This is a genomic window from Bradyrhizobium sp. 2TAF36, from assembly GCF_052114925.1.
GTDB classification, from domain to species: Bacteria; Pseudomonadota; Alphaproteobacteria; order Rhizobiales; family Xanthobacteraceae; genus Bradyrhizobium; species Bradyrhizobium barranii.
Map to the genome: position 1 here is coordinate 26,396 of NZ_JBFRFR010000060.1, position 26,471 is coordinate 52,866.

The following is a 26,471-nucleotide window of genomic DNA, read 5'->3' on the forward strand; positions in this document are numbered from 1 at the left end:
GTTTTTGGGGCGGTTTTGCGGCAGGGCCCGCTTGGTACCAATTTGGAACGATTCAATTTCACGGTTGCCGCAAGTTCCCGCTATCAGCAGCTGCGCTGCGGACGGGGACATATCCGCAAAACTCCGGAGAGCCGACATGATCAGAAATACCAGTAACGGCTGGGGCAGCGTTTCCCGGTGGCTGCACTGGATTTTGGCGCTGGCCATCCTCGCCATGATCGGCTTCGGCTGGTGGATAAACCACATCCCGGCGCGTCCCGACCGCTTCTTTTACCGCTCGATCCACGCCGATATCGGCTATGTGATCCTGCTGCTGACCGTGCTGCGCCTGGCCTGGCGCGCCGTCAACCCGACGCCCGCGATGCCGCCCGAAACCTCGCGCTGGCAGAAGATCGCGGCCCATATCAGCCACGGCGCGCTCTATCTCGTGGTCATCCTGGTCGCGATCCTGGGCTGGGCGCATTCCGGCGCGCGTACGCCGGATTATTCCGACTTCTTCGGCCTGTTTCACGTGCCGCAATTCACCTCTCCCGACCGTGCGGCGGCGGGCGCCTATGAGGACCGCCACATCCTCTTTGCCTATGTGCTGCTGGCGCTGATCGCGATTCACGTGGTCGCTGCCCTCTGGCACCACTTCATCCGCCGCGACCGCGTCGTGGCGCGGATGGTGACGGACGAGGCGGGGTAGGGCGGTCCCTCCACGTCGTCATTGCGAGCGCAGCGAAGCAATCCAGAGTCTTTCCGCGGTGGCAGTCTGGATTGCTTCGCTGCGCTCGCAATGACGGGTTAAGATCCGGACATCACGGCAGGTCCAACTCACGGTCGCAGGAGACGCCATGCTCACCGTCCACTATCTCGGCAAGTCGCAATCCGAGCGCATCGTCTGGCTCTGCGAGGAACTGGGAATTCCCTACGAACTGAAGCGCTACGCGCGCGATTCCGTCACCATGCTGGCGCCGCCCGACTACAAGGCGTTGCATCCGATCGGGAGTGCGCCCGTGATCACCGACGGCGACCTCGTTCTCGCCGAGTCCGGCGCCATCGTCGATTACATCATGGCCAAATACGGCGATGGACGCCTTGCGCTCCGCCCTGATCATCCTGATTTCGCGCAGTTCCTGTACTGGTTTCACTTCGCCAACGGCACGCTGCAGGCCGGCATGGGCCGGCTGATGATCCTGAACCGGCTCAAGCTTGCCGAGGACAATCCGATGCTGGTCGCGAGCAGAGGGCGTACCGACCGCGCCTTCGACCTGGTCGATGCGCGTGTTCGCGACGCCGAATATCTGGCGGGCGACACCTTCACCACCGCCGACATCATGATGGGCTTCTCGCTCACCACGATGCGCTACTTCCAGCCCTATGACCTGTCGCGCTGCCCGAACGTGGTGAACTATCTCGGCCGCATCGGCGCGCGGGCAGCTTACCGGCGCGCGATGGAGAAGGGCGATCCGGGAATGGCGCTGCTGCTGAGCTGAGCCGCGGCGCCGTTCACGCGATCCGGTTCGTGGTCGTTGACCGCTCGCTCGCCAGCTGCTTCTGCAAGCGGTCGATGTTTTGCAGCAGGCGCTGGCTGGTCAGCACCAGGAAGTAATAGCCGAACTGCGGGTCCTGAAAATAGATCTCGAGCAAGCGGTCATAGGTGATCGTCAGCACCTGTCCGTCCTCGACGCATTCGATCGTTCCGGTGCGCCGGTTGTCCGGCGTGAGGAACCCGAGCTCTCCCATGAGAGCTCCGGGCCCGATCTCGACATTGATCTCCTTGACCAGGAACTTGCCGGTGACCGTGAGGAGCATCTCCTTGGCGGGATCGCCCAGTTTGAAGAGCGTATCGCCACTGCGATATCTGCGCTCGGTCATGAACGGCTTGAGCCACTCGATCGACATGTCGCCTTCGGCCGCATGACGCGCCTTCTTGACGAGCTTGAGCATCTGCCGCAGGCGCAGGGCGTTGATCGGAAGCAGCAACAGATAGAGGAGGAAGGTCGAGACGTTGGCCGAGAGCGCGCCGAAAACGGCGAAGAATGCACAGCCGACCATGTTGGCGACGCGCAGCGGCACCATCGTCCGCATCAGGAGGGTGGCGACGAAGAAGCCGGCGCCGACCGCGGCGAACAGATTGGCCAGCGTAATGTTTTGGACAAAGATCTCCAGCAGGCGGTTGAAGATCGCGTCGTAGGTGACGTTGTTGGGATCGAGGCCCATCTGGACCAGGATCTTTGCGATCCTGAGGTTGTCCGTCGCCGCATCGAGAATGCGGTCGAGGATCGAGGAAATGTCTGCGCTGCCGGACGGCATGTACTAACCCCGCGTAAGGCCTTCAGTCCTGGTCGGTATGCTCGACACGTATAGCCGAAATCGAATGACGACCGCTTGAAATGAAGCCTTCGGCCGCCATGCCGCAAGAGGCAAATTTTAGCCTGATCGGGCGTTTCGGCAATTGCCCGTTGGTTGTGCGCATGGCCGTGGCGCGCCCGTGATTCGGGGCCCCCGGGGCGCGGGCTTCGGCGTCGTGGACCTTGGCGCCCCGACGGGGCTGGGCGCAGGGCGACCAGCCTTACGGCTTGGCGGCGGGCTGCACGACCTGCTGCTCGACGAGGTCGAGGTGCCCCGGCAGCGAACCGGCGYGCAGCAGCATCGCGACGCTATTGGCTTCCTCCAGGGTGAAATTGCCGGAGATCTGGCCCGAGCCGCCGGTGATGGGCTCGCGGATCACGGGGGCGGAGATCACCTTGCCGTCGAGCACGATGGCGAAGGGCCTTCCGATGTTCTCTTCGGTGACGTGGGCAAAGCGCCGCGTGCCGCGGCCGTTGAAGCGGAACGAGGCGATCGGGTCTTTCGTGCCGCTGGCAAATCCCGGGCCGKCATAGCTGATGTCGTCGCCATCGAGTGCGCTGTCCCTGGCGACTAGGTAATGGCGCTCGTCCTTGAAGCCGGGCAGGACTTCGGTGCCCGTGGGCGGCGTGCCGGATTGCGCCTGCTCCGCCGGCATCGAGACGTCGATCAGACGGAAGCTGACCTTGACCTTCCTGGCGAAGACCGCGGTCACGCGGGCGGGCTCCATCATGCTCGGGATGAAAATGCGGATGCGATCCGTGCCATCCGGCAGGACGCTGGCGAGGTTGATGCCGGCATCCTTGAGGCGCTGCTCGATCATGGCGATGGAATCTTCGACGAGATCGCGCAGCCGGGCCGCGGATGCGGCATCGGTCGGCGCGAGCCTGACCAGTCCGTCGCCGCTATCGGTCACCTTGAGCGCATGCGATGGCAATCCCTCCGCGGCCGACGCGACCTTGCGTGCGAGCTGTTCGCGGCCCTTGGCATCCGCGATCTTCACCTCCACGCCGGCGTCGCGGATCGCAAGACCGGAGAAGGCGATCTTGCCCTCGCGCAGGGTCTTGTAGACATCGTCGCGCAAATCCGTGATGACGCTCTCGCGCAAGCCGTCGGTATCGACCCTGTAGACGATGCGCGAGCCGCCCAGCTTCTCCATCTTGTCGGCGACGAAGGCGGCGATCCTGGCACGCATCTTGTCGAACTGGCCGTCCTCGGCGCGCGCCGCGCGCGGCAGGACGATCGCCGAAGTCATGATCGTTGAAGTCATGATCGCCGAAGTCACGGCGAGCGCGACAATCAGCCGTGTGACGCGGTCCCGCGGGGGCGTGGTCATGATTTCCTCAAGTCTTGCGGCAGGACGCTGGCAGGGGAGTCCGATGCATGTTCTTGGTCCCCCGATCGGGCGGGGAGGTTCAATGGCCTCGAAGACGCGTGCTACGGCCGTAGCCGTTCGGCCATGGACGAACGCTCAATCATCCATCATTCTGTCCGCGCTCGACCGGCCATCGGCCGAGGCCTCGCCGACCAAAATGTCAAAAGACAGGGGGCGGGGAAATGCATCTGAGGGAGGACGGAATTTCATGGCGGGCATCCACGCGCTCGATCGGTTCATCGGCAACGACTATCCGGACTTTGCGACGGACGCAGAGGTCCAGGCTTTCGAGCAGGTCCCTTACGCCGATCGCGTCGCGGCCGAGAGCACCTATGACGCCATCAGGCTCGGTGCGGCGCGCAATCCCGACGGCGCGGCGATCCAGTTCCTGCAAAACGCCGATCCGGCCGATACGCCTGTGATGGTCACCTATCGCGATTTCGTCGCGCGCGTCACGCAGGCCGCCAACATGTTTCACGCGCTCGGCGTCGAGAAGGGCGACGTCGTCAGCTTCATGCTGCCGCTGGTGCCCGATGCCTTCGTGACGCTGTTCGGCGTCGAGGTCGCGGGCATCGCCAATCCCGTCAATCCGCTGCTCGAGCCGCACCAGATCGCGGAGATCCTTGAGGCCGCGAATACCAAGGTTCTGGTTGCGCTCGGGCCGATGCCGGGCACCGACATCTGGCAAAAGGTCGAGCAGATCCGTCCGCAGCTCAAACACCTCAAGGCGGTCGTGCAGGTGTTCGGGGGAGGCGATCCGGACAAGGGCATCTTCGCCTTCAACGACCTGATCAAGCAGCAGCCGTCCGACCGGCTTATCAGCGGGCGCAAGATTCTCGGTGGCGACATCGCCGCCTATTTCCACACCGGCGGCACCACCGGCACGCCGAAGCTTGTGCGGCACACCCACGCCAATCAGGTCTATCAGGCCTGGGCGCTCAATCTGCTGCTGAAGTCGAAGCCCGGCGCCAACATGCTGTTCGGCATGCCGCTATTCCACGTCGGGGGATCGCTGACGCAGGTGTTGCTGACGCTGTCCGCCGGCGGCTCATTGGTCGTGCTGTCGCCGAGCGGCTGGCGCAACCCGAATTCGGTGAAGAACATCTGGGGGCTGGTGGAGCGCTTCAAGCCCGAGGCGCTGTCGAGCGTGCCGACGGTGCTGGCGGCCACGCTTGCGGTGCCGCCAGGCAATGCGGACATCTCCAGCCTGAAATATGCCGCCGGCGGCGGCTCGGCGATTCCCGTCGCCGTCGGCTCGGCGATCCAGGAGAAGCTGAAGCTGCCGGTGGTCGAGGTCTACGGCATGACCGAGACCTCGAGCGTGCACACGCTTGCTTATCCCAGCCGGCCGATCCGGCTCGGCTCGGTCGGCCTTCCCATGCCTTACGCGCGCGTGCGCATTGTGCAGCTCGATGCCGACGGCCGCCTGATCCGCGACTGCGCGGCCGACGAGATTGGCGTCGTCATCATGGCCGGGCCCGGCGTGTTCGGCGGCTATCTCAACGACGAGCACAACAAGGGCGCGTTCGTCGACGATGTCTGGGTCAACTCCGGCGACCTCGGACGTCTCGATGCCGACGGCTACCTCTGGATCACTGGCCGCGCCAAGGATCTCGTGATCCGCGGCGGCCACAATATCGATCCGGCGCCGATCGAAGAGATCATGTTTCGCCATCCCGCCGTCGGCTTCGCCGCCGTGGTTGGCCAGCCCGACGCTTATGCGGGCGAGCTGCCGGTCGGTTATGTGCAGCTGAAGCCGGGCGCCAAGGTCGAGCCGGGCGAGCTGGAAGCCTGGGTGCGCGAACGCACGCCGGAGCGCGCGGCCGTTCCGGTGCAGGTCATTCCGATCGATCCGATGCCGGTGACCGGCGTGGGCAAGGTGTTCAAGCCACAGCTGCGCTGGGATGCCGCGCAGCGCGTGTTCGCCAAAGTGCTGTCGCCGCTCACTGAGCGCGGCATCGACTGCAAGGTGAAGGTCGGCGCGCATGGCAGCCACGGCTCGATCGCCACTGTGACGCTCGCGGGCCTGCCGGCAGACCAGCGCGAACTCGTCGCTGGCGAGGTGCACACGCTGCTCGATCCGTTCGTGATGCGGCACGAGGTGGTGCAGGCGTAGGTAAGGGCACGCGAGGCTTGCGCGCCTCGCCGCGAGCGCGCATCATCCTCTCAAAAAATGGGGGGAAGCCGATGCCTGAACTCTCTCGCCGCCATCACCTTCAACAATTGTCGGCCGTGTTCGGATCCGCTGCGCTGTCCGGATTGTCACGGCCGGCATGGGCGTCAGAGCCGGACATTCCGCCGGAGGGCATCGGCAAGGGCATCAAGCATATCTCGTACAGCGATGTCGGCGGCCGGCCCGACACCGTGCAGGTGATGTTCAACCGGCAGCACGTCTATGTCGGACACATGTTCAGCGACGGCGTGACGATCCTGGACGCATCCGATCCGCGCGCACTGAAACCGGTCAATTTCTTCACTGCCGGGCAATACACCCGCACCCACCATTTGCAGGTGGCGGAAGACCTGCTGCTGCTTGCGAACGGCGCCAACATCGTCGCGATGCAGTCCTACGACAGCATGCGCGGCTATTTCGAGAATTCGCTCGCCGACAGCATCACCAAGGCCAAGAAATTCCGCTCCGGCCTGTCGATCCACGACATCTCGAAACCGGGCGAGATGCGCGAGATCGCGTTTCTCGAAATGCCGGGCTTCGGCATCAACCGGCTGTGGTGGCCCGGCGGCCGCTATGCCTATGTGTCGGCGCATTTCGACGGCTTCACCGACCACATCCTTTGCGTGGTCGATCTCAAGACCATCACCAAGCCGGAGATCGTCGCGAAATGGTGGCTGCCGGGCATGAACCGCGCGGCCGGCGAGCCGGCGACGCCCAAGGGCAAGCGCTTTGCGCTGCATCACATGATCACGGCGGGCGATCGCGGCTATGCCGCCTGGCGCGACGGCGGCTTCACCATCCACGACATCGGCGATCCCGCCAATCCGAAGCTGCTCTCGCACATCAACTGGTCGCCGCCCTTCGCCGGCGGCACGCATACGCCGCTGCCGCTGCCCAAGCGCCAGCTCGCCATCGTCGCGGATGAAGCCAATGCGGATCAATGCGCCAAGGGCCTGTTTCATACATTCGTGCTTGACGTGCGCGCGCCGCAAAATCCGGTGCCGATCGCGACGCTGCCGACGCCACGCGATCGCGACTTCTGTGCGAAGGGCACCTTCGGTCCGCATAATCTGCATGAGAACCGCCCCGGCTCCTTCCAGAGCGAGGAGACGATTTTCGCGACCTACAACAATGCCGGCGTCAGGGTGTTTGACGTCAGGGATCAGTTTGCGCCGAAGGAGATCGCGTATTGGGTGCCGCCGGTACCGAAGAAGCTGATCGATCCCCGGCCGAACGTCGCGCTCGCGGCCAAGACCTGCGACGCCTATGTCCGGCCTGACGGGCTGATGTTCGTGTCGGACTGGAATGCCGGAATGCACGTGCTGCAATATCAGGGGTAATCGCCGCGCAGCGGGAGTCGGCGACTTGTCCGCCGTGGCCACCTCTTCCGATCGGGCGACGCCTCGCCGTTACCCGCGGATCGCCGCATTGGCCCTTTCGGCTGCGCCCGTCATCGCATCCTTGGCCGATTTCGCACCGTTGACCACTTCATTCACGCCGATCATGAAGGCGTCCAGGATCAGTCTTGATTGCGGATGGAAAAGAATCGCCTTGGCGCGGTCGACGTCGGCATTCTGCAAATTGATCAGCGCCGCCTCGGCGGCCTGCGAACCGAACGCCTTCCTGAAGCCCTCACTCGACCAGGCCGACACGCGTGTCGTCGCCAGCCCTGCTGCAGCAGTCTGCAGCGAGGTCGCCTTGCTCGTCGCCCAGAGCAGGAACAGGAAAGCCGCGCGCTTGTTTCGCGATTTGGAATTGATGCACGCCTGCCAGTGCGACATGAAGGGGACGGGGCCGCGACCGGCGAGATGCGGAAAGGTTGCAAATCCGGCCTGCTTGGCGACACGGCTTTTCGCTGGATTGGAAATGTCGGTCGCGAAGTTACTGCTGTCGATCGCCATGGCCGTCCGCCCCTGCAGGAAGTCGTCCAGCACGTGGTACCATTCGTAGCTGCCGACGCCGGCAGGCCCGGCCTGACCGAGCAACTGTCCGTACATCTCGACGGCCGCGATCCCCTCCGGGCTCGCGAAAACGACCCTGTTGTGCTCGACCATGGCCCCACCGTAGGAGAACAGGAAGCCCATGGCAGGCGGGGAGGAATTGCCGCTCGCCTGGGCCCGCATCGCGATCCCCGACATCCCGTTGCTCTTGACCGCCTTGGCGGTGACAAGCAGCTCGTCGAAAGTCTGGGGTATCGGCTGGTCCTTGGCTGCCAGCGCATCGCTGTTGATGAACAGGGTCGTCGCCTCTGAGGTAATCGGGACCGCGTACCGTTCGCCGTCCGACCACAGCGGGAAGGCGCGGGCCGTCTTGAGCAGGTCGCTCTCGTCATACCAGGCGGGGTCGGTCAGCGACTTCATGGAATAATAGCCGTTCAGTGGCTCCACCCATCCGTTCGTGATGCCCTGGCCATAGGTCGTGAACATGAAGACGTCGGGCGCGCTACTGCCGCGAGCGAGCCTGATCGGCAGCGCGCCGAGGTAGGTGGTTTCCAGCTGGAAATCGATGGTGACGTTGATGCCGGTGAGGATGGTGAACTCCGGCAACAGCGGCGCGATCGCGTTCGACCACGGATGGATCGCACCCGAAAGTGCGATCGTCTGTCCCGCAAATTGCTTCCAGTCGATCGCGGCGTTGGCGTTAGCCGCAGCGGAATCCTCGGCAAAGCCCCATCGCGGCAGCGCGGTCAGGCCCGCGCCAGCCGCCCCCAGTCCCTTGATGAAACTGCGGCGGCTCGCCGGATGGCTCAAAGAGTTTTCACCCTGTGCCATGATGATGCTCCTTGAATCAACCAAGGGCATTCATCCATAGCACACGCACGGTGCCGCAGTCCTGCGACATCACGGCCCGACCTCCGGCGTATCCGATGAATGTCGGGTTCCCGACCTCCTTATCCGTGCTATTGTCCCATCATGCTCTGGCGTCGGCACCAGAACACGCGCGGTCACACGAGCATCGAAGACCCACGGCCAATGTCCGTTCCTGTTCGGGCCCTGCCTCTGCGATGGTTTGCTCGTCCGCTGATCCTTGCGGTCGCAGTGCTTGTGACCCTGTTTGCCGCGACCAGCTTCCTCGGCCTGCAATATTGGCAGGAGCRGCAAGCAGCTCATCACTTCATCGAGCATAGCCGCCAGGTCCTCGAAACGCTTGATCGGCTGCGGGCGATCGTCGCGGAACTGGAGACTGAAAGGCGCGGGTATCTCATGACCCTCGACCCCGCCTATCTCAAGGCCTACGGCGTCTCTGACGAAAGCGTACGGCGCGAGGCTCAGGCGCTGCAGATGTTGGTGGCGGATGATCCGTTGCAGGGCCTTCGGGCCGGACATCTGGCGCTGACCGTTACAGCCACGCTGCGCGAGATCGACGAGCTGCTGAAGACGGCCGGCACGTCCGGGCTGGCCGCGCTGGCAATGATCCGCAGCATGGACGAGATCCGCTCGCAAATCGACCAGATGGTGGATCACGAGCGCTTTCGGCTCGCCGGCCGGGAGGCGCGCGCAGAAGCATTCGAGCAACGCTGGACCTGGCTGATCGCCGGCGCCGTTGTCCTCGTCGTCGCGCTGGCCGCAGCGGCGCTGGCGCTCGCGCGGCTCGAAGCGAAACGGCGGCGGGAGGCGACTGAGCAGAACATCCAGCTCCAGAGTGATCTTGCAGCACGGGATATCAAGATCAGGCGCCTGTTCGATGYCAACATCATCGGCATCATCATCTGGGAGGTCGAGGGGCGCATTCTCGAGGCCAACGATGCCTTCCTGCGCATCGTGGGATACGACCGGGAAGATCTCGCCGCGGGGCGCCTGCATCGGACCGACCTCACGCCGCCGGAATGGCGCGACCGCGACTTGCATACCGTGGCGGAACTGAAGCGGATCGGGACGGCCCAGCCATTCGAGAAGGAGTATGTGCGGAAGGACGGAAGCCGTGTTCCAGTGCTGATCGGCGGGACCATGTTCGGAGAAGGTACGGATCATGGCGTCGGCTTTGTCCTTGATCTGACGGCTCTCAAGCGGGCGGAAGCCGAAGGCCGCGAACACGAGCGGCGCTACCGTGAAGCGCTGATGGAGCTCGCGCACGCCAATCGCGTCACCACGATGGGACAGCTAACCGCTTCGATCGCCCATGAAGTCAACCAGCCGATCGCCGCGATCGTGGCGAACGCCGAGGCCGGGCTGAATTGGCTGGAGGCGCGACCGCCAAACCTGGAGCGGGTTCGACAGACCCTCGACTGGATCACCGGTGATGGTATGCGAGCCGGCGACATCATCGGCCGGATCCGGGCGCTCATCAGGAACGCGCCCCCGCAAAAAGAGACTCTGGAGATCAACCCGGCGGTGCTTGAGGTCATCGCGCTGACACGCAGCGAAGCGTTCAAGAACGGCGTCTCGGTGCGAATGCAATTTGCCGAGGGCTTGCCGCCGATTCAGGCCGACCGGGTTCAAGTTCAGCAAGTGGTGCTCAACCTGATCGTCAACGCGATCGAGGCGATGGCCGCGGTCGGCGAGGGGGGACGGGAGTTGCTGATCAGCACCGGTCGGGATGCATCCGACGGCGTCCACGTCACCTTGCGGGATTCCGGTCCGGGGCTGGATCCGAAGAACGTGGATCGCCTGTTCGAAGCCTTCTACACCACCAAGCCCACAGGCATGGGGATGGGTCTCGCCATCTGCCGCTCGATCATCGAGGCGCACGGCGGGCGGATGTGGGCCGGCGCAAACGAGCCGCGGGGCGCCTTCTTCCAGTTCACCCTGCCTCTCGCCTCAGACGAGACCGCATCTCGCCCGCTGGAGGCCGATGAGCCAACGGGCCAACGCTCTGCGGCTCGATGACGGGCTCCGCGTAGCGTGGCCCTTTGGCGGGATTGTCGCCGGGGCCACGATTGCAGCGAAGCGGCGCTAGCCAGCCGGCATCCGCGTCTCCACCAGGCGCGCCCAGTAGGAGGCGCCGTGGCCGAGGATGTTGTCGTTGAAGACATAGGCCGGGTGGTGGCACTCGTTGCCGTCGCCCATGCCGACCAGGATCATCGCGCCGGGACGTGCTTCCAGCATGAACGAGAAGTCCTCGGCGCCCATCATCGGGATGAACTTGTCGTTGACACGCTCGGCACCGACGATGTCGCGGGCGACGTCGGCGGCAAGGCCGGCCTCGCGCGCATGGTTCATCGTCACCGGATACATCCGCGTATACTTGGTCTCGGCCGAGCCGCCATAGGCACGGGCGACGCTCTCGGCGACCTCGCCGATGCGGCGCTCGACGAGATCGCGCACTTCAGGATCGAGCGTGCGGACGGTGCCGCCGAGCTCGGCGACTTCAGGGATGATGTTGAAGGCCGTGCCGGAGTGGAATTGCGTGATCGAGATGACGGCGGACTTCAGCGGATCGACGTTGCGCGCGACGATTGACTGCAGCGCGTTGACGATCTGCGAGCCGATCAGCACGCTGTCGACGGATTTGTGCGGACCGGCGCCGGCGTGGCCGCCCTTGCCGTGGACGGTGATCTGGATGTTGTCGGACGAGGCCAGCATCGCGCCGGGCGTGGTCGCGAAATGGCCCTCGGGCAGGCCCGGCATGTTGTGCATGCCATAGACCTCCTGGATGTTCCAGCGCGTCATCAAGCCGTCCTCGACCATGGCCTTGCCGCCACCGCCGCCTTCTTCCGCAGGCTGGAAGATCATGATCGCGGTGCCGTCGAAATTGCGCGTCTCGGCGAGATATTTGGCAGCACCGAGCAGCATGGCGGTGTGGCCGTCATGGCCGCAGGCGTGCATCTTGCCGGGAACCTTGGAGGCGTAGGCGACGCCCGACGTCTCCATGATCGGCAGCGCGTCCATGTCGGCACGCAGCCCGATGGTCTTGCCGGAGGCGGACTTGCGGCCGCGGATCACGCCGACGACACCGGTCCGGCCGATGCCCGTCACCACCTCGTCGCAGCCGAATTCGCGCAAGCGATCGGCGACGATGCCGGCGGTGCGATGGACCTCGTAGAGCAGCTCCGGGTTCTCATGGAAGTCATGGCGCCAGGCGGCCATTTCGTCGGAGAGGGCGGCAACGCGGTTGACGATGGGCATGAGGGGATCCGTTTCTTGTTCGTGGGGTGGGTTAGCGTAGCGTAACCCACCGCCGTGTCACGAGGAATGGTGGGTGATGCCTGCGGCTAACCACCCGGCAGCTTCTACGGACGCGCGCTCAGCTCTCGCCGAACACGCGCTTGAAGATCGTGTCGACATGCTTGAGGTGATAGCCGAGGTCGAACTGCTCCTCGATCTCGGCGTCGGTGAGATACTTCTTCACTTCGGCGTCCTTCTTCAGGAGCTGGAGGAAGTCGCCTTCGCCGCGCCAGACCGGCATGGCGTTGCGCTGCACCAGCTTGTAGGCGTCCTCGCGGCTTGCACCCTTCTGGGTCAGCGCCAGCAGCACGCGCTGCGAATGCACGAGGCCGCCGAGGCGGTCGAGGTTCTTCTGCATGTTGGCGGGGTACACCAGCAGCTTGTCGATCAGGCCGGCGAGGCGCACCAGCGCGAAGTCGAGCGTCACGGTCGCATCCGGGCCCATCATGCGCTCGGCAGAGGAGTGCGAGATGTCGCGCTCGTGCCAGAGCACGACGTTCTCAAGCGCCGGCGTCACATAGGCGCGGACCATGCGGGAGAGGCCGGTGAGGTTTTCCGACAGCACCGGGTTGCGCTTGTGCGGCATCGCGGACGAGCCCTTCTGGCCTTCCGAGAAGAACTCCTCGGCCTCCAGCACCTCGGTGCGTTGCATGTGGCGGATTTCCACCGCGATACGCTCGACCGAGGAGGCGATCACGCCAAGCGTCGAGAAATACATCGCGTGGCGGTCGCGCGGGATGACCTGAGTGGAGATCGGCTCGGGGACGAGGCCCATCGCCTTGGCGACGTGCTCTTCGACGCGCGGGTCGATCTGCGCGAAGGTGCCAACGGCGCCGGAGATGGCGCAGGTCGCAACTTCCTTGCGCGCTGCGATCAGGCGCTCCTTGGCGCGCGAGAATTCGGCATAGGCATAAGCGAGCTTGAGGCCGAAGGTCACAGGCTCGGCGTGGATGCCGTGGCTGCGGCCGATGGTCGGCGTCATCTTGTGCTCGAAGGCACGCTTCTTCAGCGCCGCCAGCACCTTGTCGAGATCGGCAAGCAGGAGGTCGGCGGCGCGGGTGAGTTGGACGTTGAGGCAGGTGTCGAGCACGTCGGAGGAGGTCATGCCCTGGTGTACGAAGCGCGCCTCGGGGCCGACGATTTCGGCAAGGTGGGTCAGGAAGGCGATGACGTCGTGCTTGGTCTCGCGCTCGATCTCATCGATGCGGGCGACGTCGAAAGTGGCGTCCTTGGCCTTGGCCCATACCGTCCTGGCGGCCTCTTTGGGGATGGTCCCGAGTTCGGCGAGGGCGTCCGCCGCGTGCGCCTCGATCTCGAACCAGATCTTGAACCGGGTCTGCGGCTCCCAGATCGAGGCCATTTCCGGGCGGGTATAGCGGGGGATCATCAGACTGCTCCAGGAAGGTGGGCGGGCGGCCCAAGGGGGCGGCGACCGGCCAAAATGCTTTTTACGCCGTGATTTAGCAGAGCGGTCAGGGCGAAACAAACGATCTGGACCCCTGGCGAGGGGGATCGGCGAGCTATCCACCGCCCCTGGACCAGCCCAAGCTGAGGAGACGCCGCCCACAAAAATTAACTGTCAATCACGGATCATTGACTGACAGATATTGAAATCTGTCAGCGAGACGTGTATATCCGTTCTCGGACGCTCCGATTGGGCGTCCCGCGGCGACCCGCCCGGGGAGCCCGAGGTCCGAAACAGTTGCGGATCGCGGGACATAAGGATGTTGGGACCGCGGACGAATGGAGACTTAAGACAATGACGACCGAAATCATCAACTTCACCGGAACGATTGGGCATTGGCTCAATTTACTGGTTGCGCGCCAGATCGCGGCGCAGGCTGCAAAACTGCCTCATTAAGGCGAGAGCTTTCCGAAACGACCGGCACGACGGGCGCTTCGGAAGCAGCTCCATCGCCGGGTAACTGAGCCCTCAACGGGAACATGGTGCTGGCATGAATGAAGCCGTGATCTTGACGCCGGAGCGGATCCTCGAAGTCACCGAGGACGTTCTGCGGCGCTACGGACTTGCCAAGGCCACCGTGGTTGACGTTGCCCGTGCGCTCGATGTGAGCCACGGCAGCGTCTATCGCCATTTCCCGAGCAAGGCCTCGCTGCGCGAGGCCGTCGCCAAACGCTGGCTGGATCGCATCGACGCGCCGTTGCTGGCGATCGCCGAGGAGCAGGGGCCGGCGCCGGCCCGACTCGACCGCTGGCTGCGCACGCTGTTCGCCGCCAAGCGCTCGCGCGTGCTCGACGATCCCGAGATGTTCGACACCTATCTGACGCTGGCGCGCGAGGCTTGCGCCGCCGTCAAGTGCCACAAGGACACCATGATCGACCAGATCGCGTCGATCCTGACTGACGGCGTGAAGCAGGGCGTGTTCGAGGTCGGCGACGTCAAGGCCACCGCCCGCGCCATCTTCGATGCCACCGTCCGCTTTCACCACCCGGCCCATGCCGATGAGTGGAAGGACACCGATCTGCCCGCTCGTGTCGATGCGACCCTGGCGCTGGTGCTGCGCGGGTTGAAGGCGGCCTAGACCGACGCGGTCCCGCCAAAGCGTGTAACTGTCGATTCAGCCTTTCGCCTTGTGCAAAAGGGCCTCCTCGCGAAGGGCAGGCGAGCGGGTCGATTGCCTTCCGTTGGAGGATGGGACAACAGGCGGGCTCTCCGGATATGTGTTCACCGCGATTTCGACGGCGTCCTTCGACCGCTTCCGAATGCGGTAGAATGTAAGCTCCTGATCGAGTGCGGGGCAGCGGAAGTGGACGACGGCCGTATCTGGCAAGCGGCAGAGTTCGTCGATGAGCTCGCCCACGGTGAGGAGCGGAGGATCGACGACCGTTCGGTGCATGGCCTTACTCATGGCGCAACTCCTTCACTCTTCTGCTAACCAAAGCGCGACGGTGTCGGTTCCATTCTGCTCGCCTCAAGCGCTGGATAAAGGCGCGAACTGCGCGCCGCCGCGCTAGAGCGCGGATCCCGACCGCAGGCCGCGCGACCGCAAGATGCCGAACGGGTCTTCGCGCCCGGCCAGTTTCCGATATGTCGCAAGGTCGTCAAGCGTCGGACCTTCTCCGCGTCGGACATTCCCACTCGTTCCAACCGGAATCGACGTGCCGAGGCCGGCATAGAGATAGCTGTCGCCGAACGCCTTCTTGAGCGCGGCAAAAGTCGGCTCACCGGTGCAATGTCCCGGTGCTACGGCGTCGACCTTGAACCTGTCCTTCAGAGCGGTAACGACTTTCGCGATTGCCTCGTCAGGCGCCACGACCAGATGAAATCCGCCTACGATGAGATGAATCCTGGGATTGATCCCGGTCGCCGCTTCGACAATGCGCTCGATCCCGGGGTGCGAACAACCGACCAGAAGGACTACGCCTTCTGCGGTGTTGACGGCCAGAGACAGCTCCTTGAGCTCTCTTGTCCCGGGCGCGTCGGAGATCAGCGAAATCAGCGTGATCCCAGGAGCAATCTCGGTCGTCTGATCGATCAGTTCGAAGTTTGCGGTGGCCCATGCCGAGCCGAACTTCATCACCGCTGGGGGCTTGCCTCCGTAGTACCGCATCTCCGGCGGCAGAGACTCGTCCTTCCGGAAGAAGCCGGAGGGCAGCGAAGAGCCGTAGATGYCGAATCCTTCCTTCGGCGCGTAGATCTTGACGGTCGGATTGACGCTCAGGACATAGGACAAGCCCGCCATATGATCGGAGTGGCGGTGCGAAAGAACGACAAAGTCGAGGTCCGAGAGGTTGACGCCCCTGGCCTTCACGTTTGCCGCGAAGATCTCGGGGTCGTTACCCGTGTCGAACAGGATGCGTTTTCCCGCGACTTCGACAAGGGCGGAAAAACCCCAGTCCTTTGTCATCGCGTCATTTGTGCCGAAGGCATCATAAAGAATGGTGATCTGGTCTTTCGCGTCGGCTGCTGCGCTCTCGGTGGTTCCGGTCGCGAAAACGTTGAAGGCGATCAGTGCGGCAAGAAGACTGTCCCTGATGTTCATGGAAGCGTCTCCTGTTGTCATGCAAAACATACAACGGGAACGAGGGCGGCTTCGAAAGCGCCGGGAGGCTCGCGTCAAGATCGGAGCCCAACAGACATCCACCGGCGGTCTCGTGCCGGATGCCGTGGCTGCGATCGAGCCTAGCACAATCCGAGAGCGACTGGAGATCTTCGTTGGAGCGGCCGGAACCAGATAGGCGTCCAGCCGCCAAGCTCTAGATCCTCGTCAGCCCGCAGCTCGCTGCCAGCCGCACCAGTTGCGCGTCGGTGCGCGCGCCGGTCTTGGTCTTGATCAAATAGTGATAGTTCTGCACCGTCTTGACGCTGAGATTGAGATGCGCAGCAATCTGCTCGGTCGTCGCGCCGCCGGCGAATTGGCGCAGGATCTCGATCTCGCGCTCACCCAGTTGGTCCAGCGCCGAGCCCGCCGACAGGCTGTCCTCGGCCAAAATGTGCGCGATGTCGTCGCTCATGGCGCGCTCGCCGCGCGCAACGCTGCGGATCGCGGTGACGACCGCGGAAGGTTCGCTGCTCTTGGTGACGAAGCCGCTGGCGCCGGCGCTGAAGGCGGCTTTCACCAGCACGGCCTCGTTGTGCATGGTGAAGACGAGGATGCGCGCCCGCGGGCTGCGCGCGCGGATGTTGCGGATCGCCTCCAGCCCGCTCGCGCCGGGCATCGAGATATCCAGCAGGACGACATCAGGGTCGTGCGCCTTGAAGGCGCCGTAGGCGTCGGCCGCGTTGTCGGCTTCCGCCACGACATGGAGATCGCCCTGGCTCTCCAGCACGCGCCGGTAGCCTTGCCGCACGATCGGATGATCGTCGACCAGCAGCACGGAGATGCCTGTTGCCGCAACATCGCTCATGTCGGCCTCATGCGGCGAGCGGGATGGTGGCGGCGACGCTGAGGCCTCCTCGCGCAGGCAGGATCGACAGCGATCCGCCGGCCGCCGCGACCCGCTCGCGGATGCCGGTGAGGCCGAAGCCGGCCGACTGCGCCACGCGCGCGGCGTCGCCGCCGCCGTCGTCCTCGACACGGATCAGCAACGCGTCGTCGTCACCGGCGCGCCGCTCGATGCGCAAGGAGATCTCGCGCGCCGAGCTGTGGCGCAGTGCGTTGGTCAGGCATTCCTGCGCCACGCGATAGGCGGTGGTGGYGGCCGGGCCGCTGATGTCGGTGAGGTCGCCCCTGAGATCGAGCCGGATGGTCGGCTGCGCTGCGCTTTGCGAGCGCCAGCTGTCCACCAAATTGACCAGGCTGGCCTCGAGCCCGAGCTCCTCGGGCAGCGGATTGCGCAGGCGTTTGAGCGCATCACGCAGCGAGGCCATCAGATGATGGGTGGCCTGCGAGATCATGCGCGCGTCCTGCGCGATTGCGTTATCCTTGCTCTCCTTCGCGCTTGCGGTCTCGATCGTGTTGGCGAAGGCGAGGATGGCGGAGAGATTTTGGCCGAACTCGTCGTGCAGCTCGCGGGCGAGCGCGCGGCGTTCGTCGTCACGGATCTCGATCAGCCGCCTTGTCAGCGCCGCGCGCTGTTCGGTGGCTTCCTCCAGCCGGCCGCCGAGCTCGCCGACGGCGCTGCCGATCATCGCCAGCTCCATGGAGCGGAAGCGCGGCAGTTTCGTGCGATACTGGCCCCGCGCCATGCGCTGGAGCGCGGCGACGATGGTGCGCGCCGGCGCCAGCGCGTGCGCAATGGCGAGCGACGCCAAGAGCGCGATCGCCGCCGCCATCAGAAGCGCGACATCGACCACGTTGAGGAGATACTCCCAGGCAAGCGAGATGGCCGCTGCGGCATCCGGCGTCGCGACGACCGTTCCGGCGGCTGCCGCGCGGGGACTGACGGGCCTTATCACTTCGGCGTGGCTGCCGAGGAAGATGGGTACGATCGCGGTGAACCAGTGCGGCGGCGTCTTGCCCAGCCCCACGCTCTGGCCGCAGAGCGGCCTTTCGAATGCGATGGCCGGCTGGAACTCGACGCAGACGCCGGGCGAGATCAGTTTCATCGTCTCCAGGGTGCGCCACTCCGGAACCGGCAAGAGCTGCTCGCGCGTTCTGCTGCTGCGCAACAAGAACTCGTGCCAGTACAGCGCCTGAAGCGCCTGCGCGACCCGCTGCGCCGAGGCCGCGGTCGCCCGGTCGACGCTGCGATAGGCGTCGAACGTGGCCCAGACGGTCGCAGCGCCAAGGCAGAGCGCGACGATGAGAAGCAGACGGGCGACAAGCTGAAGCACGAGGCGCATGCGATCACCCTCAACGTTTGGTAAGGTCAGCCTAACAACGCCGCCGCGCCTTGCCAATTGCGGGGTTTGGGCCGGATTGCAGCTCGGGCAAATTTCCCAAGCCGGATTGGGCATGGCTCTTTGGACCGCGCGCGGCGGCTTTGATCTAATCGGGGTGGAATCGTTGCAGGCCAATCCCTGCAAGCCAGGAGCAGTGCAGCATGAGTTCGATGACGATTGGACCGATTGCGGGGTCTGCTGCCGACCCATCCGAGCGCAGTGCGCTGCTGTTCTGGATGATCTTCACTGGGCTGTCGATCTTCGCCGTCGTGCTGCTGTGGCGCTTCGGCCTGATCCGCCTGATGCTGACCTCGGACCGCACCTACATTTCCAGCGTGATCGCGCTGCTCTATGTCCTTACCTGCGGCCACTGCTTCCTGCGGACACGGGCGATCGCCCGTGAAGGCGCGGCGGCGCGGCGGTGCCGGGCGGTGCTTGCGGCGCCCGGGGGCAGCAAAGTGCTCGACGGCAGCGCGGCCGCGCTGCCACGCGGGCTGGTGCGGGACCATATCGAGAGCCTCGTGACGAAAGCGTCCGCGCAGGACTACCGGGCGGTCGACCAGACGCTGCTGCTGCGGACGCTGGCCGACCGGCTGCGCGGCTCGAACGGCTTCGGTGCCTTCGTCTCGGACACGCTGATGAAGCTTGGCCTGCTCGGCACCATCATCGGCTTCATCATCATGCTGGCGCCGATCGCGGGACTGGATGCCGCCGACAAGGTCGCGATGCGTTCCTCGATGGGGCTGATGAGCGACGGCATGGCGGTCGCGATGTACACGACGCTGGCGGGCCTCGTCGGCTCGATCCTGGTGCGCATCCAGTATTACATGCTGGATGCCGCGACCCAGCGGGTGTTCTCGGACGCGGTGGTGCTGACCGAGACCTATGTGACGCCGGTACTGGAGCGCAAAGGCGCTGGAACCGCGTCATGATGGATGACTTTGGTCTCTATCCGCGCGAGGAGCCGTTCGATCCGCTGGGCGTGATGCTGTTCAAGGCGCTCCAGGTGATCGCCTTCCTGTTCTTCCTCGCGCTCCTCGCGGTGTCGCCCGATGCCAAGGACGGCAAGATCGATTCCAAGGCCGAGTTCATGATCACGCTGGACTGGCCGGACAGCCATCCAGACGATCTCGACCTGTTCGTGCAGGATCCCGCCGGCAACATCGCCTGGTATCGCCACCGCGAAGCCGGCTTCCTCACGCTCGATCGCGACGACCGGGGCGGGGCCAACGACTTCATCATGGTCAACGGCAAGAAGATCGCCTCGCCGATCCGCGAGGAGATCGTCACGGTGCGCGGCATCGTCGCCGGCGAATACACCGTCAACGTCTCGCATTTCGTGGCGACGACGGGCGAGCCGGTCCAGGCCAATGTGAAGGTACAAAAACTCAATCCGACCGCGCAGGTGGTCTTCGACAACAAGTTCACGCTCGATCACACCGGCGACGAGAAGACCGCGGTGCGGTTCCGCATCGATGCGGAAGGCAAGGTCGTCAATGTGGACCAGAGGCCGAAATCGCTGCTCGAGACGTTCCGGAGCAGCTGGCGCAACGGCGCCGATCTCGACCCGCGGACGGGGGTGAGCAAGAACGCTGTGAGGGTGCGCCGTGACTAGCCTGCAAACGGTCATCCTCACGCTGTCGGTCGCCTACGCCGTCATCGGCGCGTTGTTGCTGGTCGTGCTGGTCTATGCGCGGCTGCACTGGTCGTTCAAGGCGGTCGCAGTGGTCGTGACCAGCGCCTTCTATGTCGTCAGCTTCACCGAGATGCGCGGACTGCTCGGCTGGGCCAGCGCCGACCGGCTGCCGGCGACCTTCAAGCTGCTGAAGGCCCGCATCGTCGAGCCGCATTCGCTGGAAGGCGATCCCGGCTCGATCTATCTCTGGGTCGAGCAGCTGGATGACGACAATCGCCCGAGCGGCATCCCGCGCGCCTTTCGTGTGCCCTACAATGACAGGCTGGCCGACAAGACCCATGCGGCGGAGAACGAGATCGCGCTGGGACATCCGCAAGGAGGCCGTGCCGCCGATTTCGGTGGCGGCGATGGCAGTCTCATTGACATGGTCCGGGAATATGTGACGCCGAAGACCATTTTGGAGACCACCGGCGGCGATTCCTCGACCGGCGAATTCCTCGCACCTCCGGCCGGCGCGCAAGGCGCGGTGTTCACCCCGATTCCGCCGCCTCGGATGCCGCCGAAGGACGAGCAATAGGCTCTTCACCATCGCGACAGGGGCACGCTGGAAAACGGACCCGCACTGGCGCATCTTCTTGACGTCCCTCAATTTGGCCTTATCGGCTTCCGATAAGGCCTTTGGGGTGGAGGGTGCGTGCTTCTCGCTGTCTTCTCGGATATCCACGGCAACCGGCAGGCGTTCGAGGCCTGCCTGAAGGTTGCCCGCGCGAAGGGCGCGGAGCGGTTCGTCCTGCTCGGCGATTTCGTCGGCTATGGCGCCGATCCGGAATGGGTCGTGGATACCGTGATGGGTCTGGTCCGGGAGGGCGCCATCGCCGTCCGCGGCAATCATGACGAGGCGGTCAACACCACGACCGAAGCCATGAATGCGGAGGCGCAGATCGCGATCGAATGGACGCGCGGGCGGCTCGACGTCGCGCAGCGGCGGTTCCTCGCCGAGCTGCCGATGCTGGTGGACGAGAAGGAGCGCCTTTACGTCCACTCGGAGGCCTCAAGCCCGCAGCGCTGGCACTATGTCCGTTCGACGGCGGATGCTGCCAAGAGCCTGATATCGACGCCCGCCCATGTCACCTTCTGCGGCCACATCCATCGCCCGGCGCTCTATTCGATGTCGGTGACGGCGAAGATGACGAGCCTCGTGCCCAAGACCGACGTTTCCGTGCCGCTGCTACGCGGGCGGCAATGGCTGGCCGTGCTCGGCTCGGTGGGCCAGCCTCGCGATGGCGATCCATCCGCAGCCTTCGTGCTGTTCGACACCGTGTCGTGCCAGATCACCTATTGCCGCGCGCCCTATGACATCGCGAGCGCGGCGAACAAGATTCGCGAGAACGGCCTGCCGCCCTGGCTCGCCGACCGGCTGTCGCAGGGACGCTGACGGCGATGCCGCAATCCCTGGTCAAATCAGGCGCCGAGATCGACGGCTACACCATCGGCGAATGCGTCCATGCCGGCGGCATGGCGACGCTGTGGACCGTCACCCATCCCGGCATCGACGTGCCGCTGCTGATGAAGATTCCGCGGGTGTCGGAGGGCGAGGACCCCGCCGCGATCGTCTCGTTCGAGATGGAGATGATGATCTTGCCGCGGCTCGCCGGGCCGCACGTGCCCTCGTGTTTCGGCACCGGCGACTTCGCGCACCAGGCCTACGCCGTGATCGAGCGCATTCCCGGGACCACGCTCTACAAGCGGCTGCCCGACCTGCCGCTCCCATACGAGGAGGCGCGGCAGCTCGTCGCGAAGATCGCCGCCGCGCTGGCCGATCTGCACCGGCAGAACGTGATCCATCACGACATCAAGCCGAGCAGCATCATGTTCCGCGATAGCGGCGAGGCGGTCCTGATCGATTACGGCCTGTCGCACCACAACCATTTGCCGGACCTGTTGCAGGAGGAATTCCGGCTGCCTTACGGCACCGCGCCCTACATGGCGCCCGAGCGGCTGTTGGGGGTACGCGACGATCCGCGCAGCGATCTGTTTTCGCTGGGTGTGCTGCTCTATTTCTTCACCACCGGCGAGCGTCCCTTCGGCGAGGGCGAGACGCTGCGCGCGATGCGTCGCCGGCTGTGGCGCGATCCGCATCCGCCGCGCGAATTGCGCGCGGACTATCCGCCCTGGCTTCAGGAGGTGGTGCTGCGCTGTCTCGAGATCGAGCCGGTGCGGCGCTATCCGACCGCGTCCCAGCTCGCCTTCGATCTCGCTCATCCGGACCAGGTCAGGCTCACCGCGCGTTCGGAACGGCTGAAGCGCGACCCCTTGAGCGTCGCCTGGCGGCGGCGCTTCAACCTGGGTGTCATGGCGCCGCGCGCGAAATCGGACGTCGCCGCGCAAATCGCCTCCAGCCCGATCCTCGCGGTCGCGCTCGACACGGTGGAAGGCGAGGGCGAGCTGAACGAGGCGCTGCGCGTGACGACCGAGCGCATTCTCGCGACGCTGCCGTCGGCGCGGCTTGCCTGCGTCAACGTGCTCAAGCTCAACCGCATCGCGATCGACCGGACGCTCGACGAGCAGGGCTCCAACAAGCATATCGACCGCCTGGTCGCGCTCCGGCATTGGGCGACGCCGCTCAAGCTGGATGAGAGCCGGCTGTCGGTTCACGTGCTGGAGGCCGTCGACCCCGCCGCGGCGCTGTTGGAATTCGCCGAGGTCAATCAGGTCGACCACGTCATCATCGGCGCACGGCAGAGCTCGTTCCGCCGCGCGCTGCTCGGCAGCGTCTCGGCCAAGGTGGCCTCGGAGGCGGCCTGCACCGTCACTGTGGTGCGGCCGCCGCGGATGGCTGCTGCGAAACCGGACGCCGGCGTCGTGTGGGGCTAGGAAAGATCACGCCGCGTGGGCGGCGTGGACGGAGCGCTTGCGGCGGATCGGCCAGCAGAATTGCGGGCCGGGTTCGCCGTGATCCGCGCCGCCGCCGAAATACTGGATGATCTCGCGGCAGGGCTCGCAATTGAAGAGGTTACGCGACGCAGATGCCTTGGTCATTTCCTTCAGGCAGTTCGGGCAGTGYGGTTTCATCGGGCGTGGTCCAGAACAGAATTCAATGCCGGCGCGGTGACCGGAGCGGGTGATCCGGGTCCGCCATCTCGGGCCCGGTGTCGTCGCGCCTCTCGCCTTCGGTGCGTTCGAGCCGACCGAAGAAATAGTCGAGGTCAGGATGCGGGCGCCGCGGGATGCGGCACCTGCGCTTCGCTTGACGCCTCACGAGCGCGATCTGCATGGGCTCAGGCCCGATACCAGTCGCGACGGACGATGCGGGCCGAACGTGCCGGCACCCTCGCCGGTCCGGCCGATGGGCCAAACACAACAAACGCACTGAAACCAAGCCACAACGCCACGCCAGTCCAAACCAGGGTCGTCGTCATGATGTGCTCCCGCGAAAACAGGCAGGAATCACTAGCGGTGATTTGCACGAATCAGGGAAGCCCGGAGGAGTACGGATCAAGGTGCAATTTAGGCATTGCGCGTCGCAACGCCCGTAAGACCCGCAGCTTTTCAGCAAATATGTTGCTTGTGCTTCAGATCGCTTCGCCGCGTGCGCCTGCGGCGGCGTTACGGATCGCGGCGATGTTGGTCTTGTACGCTTCCTGCGTGCCGCCCTTGAACACGGAGGTGCCGGCGACGAAGGCGTTGGCGCCCGCCGCGGCCAGGGGACCCGCGACATCGGGACCGACGCCGCCATCGACCTCGATGTCGATCGGACGTCCCGCCGTCATCGCGCGGATGTCGCGGATCTTGCCGATCGCAGACGGGATGAAGGCCTGGCCGCCGAAGCCGGGATTGACCGACATCACCAGCACGAGGTCGACGAGGTCGATGACGTATTCGAGCACGCTGATCGGCGTGCCCGGGTTGAGCGAGACGCCGGCCTTCTTGCCGAGCGCGCGGATCGCCTGGAGCGAGCGGTGCAGATGGGGACCGGCTTCCGCATGCACGGTGATGTGGTCACAGCCGGCTTTGGCGAAGGCCTCGAGATAGGGGTCGCAGGGCGAGATCATCAGATGCGCGTCGAAGATCTTCCTGGTGTGCGGGCGCATCGCCTTGATGACGTCGGGGCCGTAGGAGATGTTGGGCACGAAATGACCGTCCATCACGTCGAGATGGATCCAGTCGGCGCCGGCCGCGTCCACCGCGCGCACCTCTTCGCCGAGCCTGGAGAAGTCCGAGGCCAGGATCGAGGGCGCGATGGCCAGGGGGCGGGGAGTGAAGGCTTGGGTCATGGCGCGGTGTCCCGTGGCGGCCGTGAAAGATGATGCTCGCCTAACATGGGCCTCTCAGCCGGGCAATGCAGGAGCTTTGAGCTTCCTGTGGGCGGAAATTTCTGCCGCGACCGGCATGAATTGCCGGTGTTCCCGAGCCGTGCCAGGCGTCGCGAAGGCGGATTTCATTGAGCTTTTTGCGCTGGCACGACGCTTGCTCACGTCACCGGCAGAACATTGGCTGCGGCGTGCCGCATCGTTGGAGTTGTGCAATGTTGTTTGCCCTTGGTGCCGTATCGAGCGCGCTCGACGCGATCCAGTCGCTGACGAACTCGAAATCGTCCTCGTCGACGCAGAAGACGGGGTCTTCGCAGAGCGCGCCGACCAATCCGTTCGCGATCGACAGCAGCAGCAGCACGACGAGCAACGCGACCTCGTCGGTCAATGCGGGCAAAACTCCGCAAATCTCGCCGGAGACGATGAACGCGCTGTTCGCCGCGCAAAGCCAGTCGACGGACAGCACCGGCAGTGCGGCCAGCTCGACCTCGTCGAGTTCGACGTCTTCGACCTCGACGAGCCGCGACGCTGCGCTGAAGGACCTGTTCTCGCAGATCGACGGGGACGGCGACGGCAAGATCACCAAGTCCGAATTCGAGAACGCGCTGGGCGCCGGCGGCACCAACCTCGCGCAGGCCGACGACGTGTTCTCGAAGATGGATACGAATTCCGACGGAGGTGTCAGCCTGGATGAGATGTCGAAGGCGCTGAAGAGCGGCCACCACGGCCATGCCCACGGTGCCAGCGGCTCCGGCGACGGATCGGATTCCGCCTCGAAGGCGAGCGGCGGATCGACCTCGACCACGACGACCGCCGCCGACGGCTCGACCACCACCACCGTCACCTATGCCGACGGCTTCAAGATGTCGACGACGGTCCCGGGCGCCTCCAGCGCCTCTCGCAATTCGGCCTACGATCTGTTCGCGCAGTTGATGCAGCGGCAAGGCGGGCAGGGGCAAGGCGCCTCGGCGACCGCTGGCTCGTCGATGTCGATGAGCGTCTGACGCCCACTCGCTGTCATGCCCCGGCTTGCCGCCTTCGCTAAAGCTTCGGCGGCCGAGCACCCTTGTGGCCCCGGCGTAGCCTTGGCGGAGCCGGGACCGGGGCATCCAGTACGCCGCGGCTTCCCGGTTCAATCACAACTGTCTCTGGGATACTGGATCGCCCGGTCTTCGCCGGGCGATGACGCGCGATATGCGGCGAGAGGCGCGTGCCCCTTACACGCCGAAGCGGTCCTTCCACGCCGGTAATGCTCCCGTAAACGGCAGCGCTGTCGCGCTGTACACGCCGCGCGCGATCGCGCGCGCGACCACGTTGGCGGCGACCGTGCCGAGCTCGGTGAGGCCGACCAGCGGCTCGATCGGCTTTTCACAGGTCGCAGCCGCAAACAGCACGTCGCCGTCGGTCGGGGCATGGACGGGATAGATGGCGCGGGCAAATCCGGTGTGCGCGATCATCGCAAGCCGCTTGGCCTGGGCCTTGGTCAGCGTCGCATCGGTGACGACGAGGCCGATCGTGGTGTTCTCGCGCGCGCTTGCGGCCGGGCCGCCCTTGATGCGCATCGCCAGCATGTCAGGCGTGAATTTGGATGGTAGACCGCGCCCGCCGAACTCGCCGTTCTCCTCGAACGGCGCCGCCCAGAACCACGGTCCCTCGCCGACGGTTGCGCTGCCGACCGCGTTGACGACCATGATGGCGGCCACCTTGATGCCGTTGGGCAGGACCGCTGAAGCCGAGCCGAGCCCGCCCTTGAAGGTCGCGGTGGTACAGCCGAGGCCTGCGCCGACGCTGCCCAGCGCGAAATCGTGGCCCGCGGCCACAGCTGCCGCGTAACCGAGATCGCGATAGGGCGCGAAGCGACCCCAGGCCTTGTCGCCGCCGTTGAGCAGGTCGAACACGATGGCGCCCGGCACGATCGGGATCACCGCCTCGCGAATCCGGAAGCCGCGGCCCTGTTCGGCAAGCCAGGCCTGGACGCCGCCGCCGGTCTCGATGCCAAAGGCGGAGCCGCCGGACAGCGCAATCGCGTCGACGCGCTCGACCGTGCTGGCAAGGTCGAGCAGCGCATCCTCGCGCGTGCCGGGCCCACCGCCGCGCACGTCGATCGCCGCGACCGCCGGGGCATCGAAGATGATCGCTGTCGTGCCGGAGGCGATTTTCGCATCCTCGGCATGGCCGACGCGGACGCCGGCGATATCGGTAAGCAGATTTTTCAAGGCCGGCACTCCATGCGCTTCAGCCATCAGCGATAGC

Annotated in this window: 24 protein-coding genes; 12 read left to right on the forward strand and 12 right to left on the reverse strand. The window is 65.1% G+C overall.

Annotated features, from left to right (window positions below; all coding sequences use genetic code 11):
• The first annotated feature begins 136 nt into the window (after positions 1-136).
• The gene (locus tag AB4Z51_RS30350; RefSeq protein ID WP_441498621.1) at positions 137-688 is read left to right on the forward strand and encodes a cytochrome b; all 552 of its coding nucleotides are present in this window, start codon (positions 137-139) and stop codon (positions 686-688) included.
• A 148-nt stretch (positions 689-836) separates the two neighbouring features.
• The gene (locus AB4Z51_RS30355) at positions 837-1,478 is read left to right on the forward strand and encodes a glutathione S-transferase family protein (RefSeq protein WP_441498622.1); all 642 of its coding nucleotides are present in this window, start codon (positions 837-839) and stop codon (positions 1,476-1,478) included.
• Between the two features lie 13 nt (positions 1,479-1,491).
• Here the strand turns inward: AB4Z51_RS30355 and AB4Z51_RS30360 are convergent, their stop codons facing one another.
• Together AB4Z51_RS30360 and AB4Z51_RS30365 are read right to left on the reverse strand one after the other, a co-directional pair.
• Positions 1,492-2,298, reverse strand: coding sequence for a Crp/Fnr family transcriptional regulator (locus tag AB4Z51_RS30360; protein WP_071912420.1), 807 nt, complete (start codon positions 2,296-2,298; stop codon positions 1,492-1,494).
• Positions 2,299-2,557: 259 nt separating this feature from the next.
• Positions 2,558-3,670: a SecDF P1 head subdomain-containing protein gene (locus AB4Z51_RS30365; RefSeq protein WP_441498623.1), complete on the reverse strand. Its 1,113-nt coding sequence runs from the start codon at positions 3,668-3,670 to the stop codon at positions 2,558-2,560.
• Positions 3,671-3,917: 247 nt separating this feature from the next.
• Between AB4Z51_RS30365 and AB4Z51_RS30370 the strand changes: the two genes are divergently transcribed.
• Together AB4Z51_RS30370 and AB4Z51_RS30375 are read left to right on the forward strand one after the other, a co-directional pair.
• Positions 3,918-5,825 carry an acyl-CoA synthetase gene (locus AB4Z51_RS30370; RefSeq protein ID WP_441498624.1) on the forward strand — a complete coding sequence of 636 codons (1,908 nt, stop codon included), beginning with the start codon at positions 3,918-3,920 and terminating at the stop codon, positions 5,823-5,825.
• Positions 5,826-5,896: 71 nt separating this feature from the next.
• On the forward strand, positions 5,897-7,222 hold the full coding sequence (locus AB4Z51_RS30375; RefSeq protein WP_441498625.1) for an LVIVD repeat-containing protein: 1,326 nt from the start codon (positions 5,897-5,899) through the stop codon (positions 7,220-7,222).
• Positions 7,223-7,291: 69 nt separating this feature from the next.
• Here AB4Z51_RS30375 and AB4Z51_RS30380 read toward each other — a convergent pair whose 3' ends face one another.
• The gene (locus AB4Z51_RS30380; RefSeq protein WP_441498626.1) at positions 7,292-8,653 is read right to left on the reverse strand and encodes an ABC transporter substrate-binding protein; all 1,362 of its coding nucleotides are present in this window, start codon (positions 8,651-8,653) and stop codon (positions 7,292-7,294) included.
• A gap of 201 nt (positions 8,654-8,854) precedes the next feature.
• Here AB4Z51_RS30380 and AB4Z51_RS30385 point away from each other — a divergent pair, with 201 nt between their 5' ends.
• Entirely contained in the window at positions 8,855-10,708 is a 1,854-nt protein-coding gene (locus AB4Z51_RS30385) for an ATP-binding protein (RefSeq protein WP_441498627.1), read from the forward strand.
• A 66-nt stretch (positions 10,709-10,774) separates the two neighbouring features.
• On the opposite strand, the gene AB4Z51_RS30390 is transcribed toward AB4Z51_RS30385, so the two are convergent.
• Positions 10,775-11,947: a M20 aminoacylase family protein gene (locus AB4Z51_RS30390; RefSeq protein ID WP_085404318.1), complete on the reverse strand. Its 1,173-nt coding sequence runs from the start codon at positions 11,945-11,947 to the stop codon at positions 10,775-10,777.
• 118 nt (positions 11,948-12,065) lie between these two features.
• Positions 12,066-13,373 (reverse strand): adenylosuccinate lyase, encoded by a 1,308-nt coding sequence (purB, locus tag AB4Z51_RS30395; protein WP_441498628.1) that lies wholly within the window; start codon positions 13,371-13,373, stop codon positions 12,066-12,068.
• A 568-nt stretch (positions 13,374-13,941) separates the two neighbouring features.
• Here purB and AB4Z51_RS30400 point away from each other — a divergent pair.
• On the forward strand, positions 13,942-14,529 hold the full coding sequence (locus AB4Z51_RS30400) for a TetR family transcriptional regulator (RefSeq protein ID WP_354096173.1): 588 nt from the start codon (positions 13,942-13,944) through the stop codon (positions 14,527-14,529).
• Between the two features lie 36 nt (positions 14,530-14,565).
• Here AB4Z51_RS30400 and AB4Z51_RS30405 read toward each other — a convergent pair whose 3' ends face one another.
• The 4 genes from AB4Z51_RS30405 to AB4Z51_RS30420 form a co-directional block, all read right to left on the reverse strand.
• The gene (locus AB4Z51_RS30405) at positions 14,566-14,856 is read right to left on the reverse strand and encodes a hypothetical protein (protein ID WP_354096174.1); all 291 of its coding nucleotides are present in this window, start codon (positions 14,854-14,856) and stop codon (positions 14,566-14,568) included.
• A gap of 102 nt (positions 14,857-14,958) precedes the next feature.
• Positions 14,959-15,990 carry an MBL fold metallo-hydrolase gene (locus AB4Z51_RS30410; protein ID WP_441498640.1) on the reverse strand — a complete coding sequence of 344 codons (1,032 nt, stop codon included), beginning with the start codon at positions 15,988-15,990 and terminating at the stop codon, positions 14,959-14,961.
• A 214-nt stretch (positions 15,991-16,204) separates the two neighbouring features.
• Entirely contained in the window at positions 16,205-16,855 is a 651-nt protein-coding gene (locus tag AB4Z51_RS30415) for a response regulator (protein WP_014494168.1), read from the reverse strand.
• A gap of 7 nt (positions 16,856-16,862) precedes the next feature.
• Complete coding sequence (locus AB4Z51_RS30420) at positions 16,863-18,233, reverse strand: sensor histidine kinase (protein WP_441498629.1); 1,371 nt, start codon at positions 18,231-18,233, stop codon at positions 16,863-16,865.
• Positions 18,234-18,433: 200 nt separating this feature from the next.
• Between AB4Z51_RS30420 and AB4Z51_RS30425 the strand changes: the two genes are divergently transcribed.
• From AB4Z51_RS30425 to AB4Z51_RS30445, 5 genes are all read left to right on the forward strand, one after another.
• Entirely contained in the window at positions 18,434-19,204 is a 771-nt protein-coding gene (locus tag AB4Z51_RS30425) for a MotA/TolQ/ExbB proton channel family protein (protein WP_028147463.1), read from the forward strand.
• Positions 19,201-19,887 carry a hypothetical protein gene (locus tag AB4Z51_RS30430; RefSeq protein WP_231142283.1) on the forward strand — a complete coding sequence of 229 codons (687 nt, stop codon included), beginning with the start codon at positions 19,201-19,203 and terminating at the stop codon, positions 19,885-19,887. The genes AB4Z51_RS30425 and AB4Z51_RS30430 overlap by 4 nt, the downstream gene beginning before the upstream one ends.
• Positions 19,880-20,485: a hypothetical protein gene (locus AB4Z51_RS30435; protein ID WP_231142282.1), complete on the forward strand. Its 606-nt coding sequence runs from the start codon at positions 19,880-19,882 to the stop codon at positions 20,483-20,485. The genes AB4Z51_RS30430 and AB4Z51_RS30435 overlap by 8 nt, the downstream gene beginning before the upstream one ends.
• Before the next feature lie 117 nt (positions 20,486-20,602).
• Positions 20,603-21,343, forward strand: a complete 741-nt coding sequence (locus AB4Z51_RS30440; protein WP_014494173.1) for a metallophosphoesterase family protein — start codon at positions 20,603-20,605, stop codon at positions 21,341-21,343.
• Between the two features lie 5 nt (positions 21,344-21,348).
• The gene (locus tag AB4Z51_RS30445; protein WP_063982397.1) at positions 21,349-22,782 is read left to right on the forward strand and encodes a serine/threonine protein kinase; all 1,434 of its coding nucleotides are present in this window, start codon (positions 21,349-21,351) and stop codon (positions 22,780-22,782) included.
• Between the two features lie 6 nt (positions 22,783-22,788).
• Here AB4Z51_RS30445 and AB4Z51_RS30450 read toward each other — a convergent pair whose 3' ends face one another.
• Positions 22,789-22,980, reverse strand: a complete 192-nt coding sequence (locus AB4Z51_RS30450; RefSeq protein WP_014494175.1) for a hypothetical protein — start codon at positions 22,978-22,980, stop codon at positions 22,789-22,791.
• Between the two features lie 500 nt (positions 22,981-23,480).
• The gene (rpe, locus tag AB4Z51_RS30455; RefSeq protein WP_441498630.1) at positions 23,481-24,182 is read right to left on the reverse strand and encodes a ribulose-phosphate 3-epimerase; all 702 of its coding nucleotides are present in this window, start codon (positions 24,180-24,182) and stop codon (positions 23,481-23,483) included.
• A 251-nt stretch (positions 24,183-24,433) separates the two neighbouring features.
• On the opposite strand from rpe, the gene AB4Z51_RS30460 reads away from it, so the two are divergent.
• Positions 24,434-25,222, forward strand: a complete 789-nt coding sequence (locus AB4Z51_RS30460) for an EF-hand domain-containing protein (RefSeq protein WP_441498631.1) — start codon at positions 24,434-24,436, stop codon at positions 25,220-25,222.
• A gap of 213 nt (positions 25,223-25,435) precedes the next feature.
• Here AB4Z51_RS30460 and AB4Z51_RS30465 read toward each other — a convergent pair whose 3' ends face one another.
• Positions 25,436-26,434 (reverse strand): P1 family peptidase, encoded by a 999-nt coding sequence (locus AB4Z51_RS30465; RefSeq protein WP_441498632.1) that lies wholly within the window; start codon positions 26,432-26,434, stop codon positions 25,436-25,438.
• Positions 26,435-26,471 lie beyond the last annotated feature (37 nt).

Excerpts from the sequence above, each read along its gene's own strand:
- AB4Z51_RS30350 (WP_441498621.1), top strand. The coding sequence starts at position 137 with ATGATCAGAAATACCAGTAACGGCTGGGGCAGCGTTTCCCGGTGGCTG.
- AB4Z51_RS30355 (WP_441498622.1), top strand. The coding sequence starts at position 837 with ATGCTCACCGTCCACTATCTCGGCAAGTCGCAATCCGAGCGCATCGTC.
- AB4Z51_RS30360 (WP_071912420.1), bottom strand. The coding sequence starts at position 2,298 with ATGCCGTCCGGCAGCGCAGACATTTCCTCGATCCTCGACCGCATTCTC.
- AB4Z51_RS30370 (WP_441498624.1), top strand. The coding sequence starts at position 3,918 with ATGGCGGGCATCCACGCGCTCGATCGGTTCATCGGCAACGACTATCCG.
- AB4Z51_RS30375 (WP_441498625.1), top strand. The coding sequence starts at position 5,897 with ATGCCTGAACTCTCTCGCCGCCATCACCTTCAACAATTGTCGGCCGTG.
- AB4Z51_RS30380 (WP_441498626.1), bottom strand. The coding sequence starts at position 8,653 with ATGGCACAGGGTGAAAACTCTTTGAGCCATCCGGCGAGCCGCCGCAGT.
- AB4Z51_RS30390 (WP_085404318.1), bottom strand. The coding sequence starts at position 11,947 with ATGCCCATCGTCAACCGCGTTGCCGCCCTCTCCGACGAAATGGCCGCC.
- purB (WP_441498628.1), bottom strand. The coding sequence starts at position 13,373 with ATGATCCCCCGCTATACCCGCCCGGAAATGGCCTCGATCTGGGAGCCG.
- AB4Z51_RS30400 (WP_354096173.1), top strand. The coding sequence starts at position 13,942 with ATGAATGAAGCCGTGATCTTGACGCCGGAGCGGATCCTCGAAGTCACC.
- AB4Z51_RS30405 (WP_354096174.1), bottom strand. The coding sequence starts at position 14,856 with ATGAGTAAGGCCATGCACCGAACGGTCGTCGATCCTCCGCTCCTCACC.
- AB4Z51_RS30415 (WP_014494168.1), bottom strand. The coding sequence starts at position 16,855 with ATGAGCGATGTTGCGGCAACAGGCATCTCCGTGCTGCTGGTCGACGAT.
- AB4Z51_RS30425 (WP_028147463.1), top strand. The coding sequence starts at position 18,434 with ATGAGTTCGATGACGATTGGACCGATTGCGGGGTCTGCTGCCGACCCA.
- AB4Z51_RS30430 (WP_231142283.1), top strand. The coding sequence starts at position 19,201 with ATGATGGATGACTTTGGTCTCTATCCGCGCGAGGAGCCGTTCGATCCG.
- AB4Z51_RS30445 (WP_063982397.1), top strand. The coding sequence starts at position 21,349 with ATGCCGCAATCCCTGGTCAAATCAGGCGCCGAGATCGACGGCTACACC.
- rpe (WP_441498630.1), bottom strand. The coding sequence starts at position 24,182 with ATGACCCAAGCCTTCACTCCCCGCCCCCTGGCCATCGCGCCCTCGATC.
- AB4Z51_RS30460 (WP_441498631.1), top strand. The coding sequence starts at position 24,434 with ATGTTGTTTGCCCTTGGTGCCGTATCGAGCGCGCTCGACGCGATCCAG.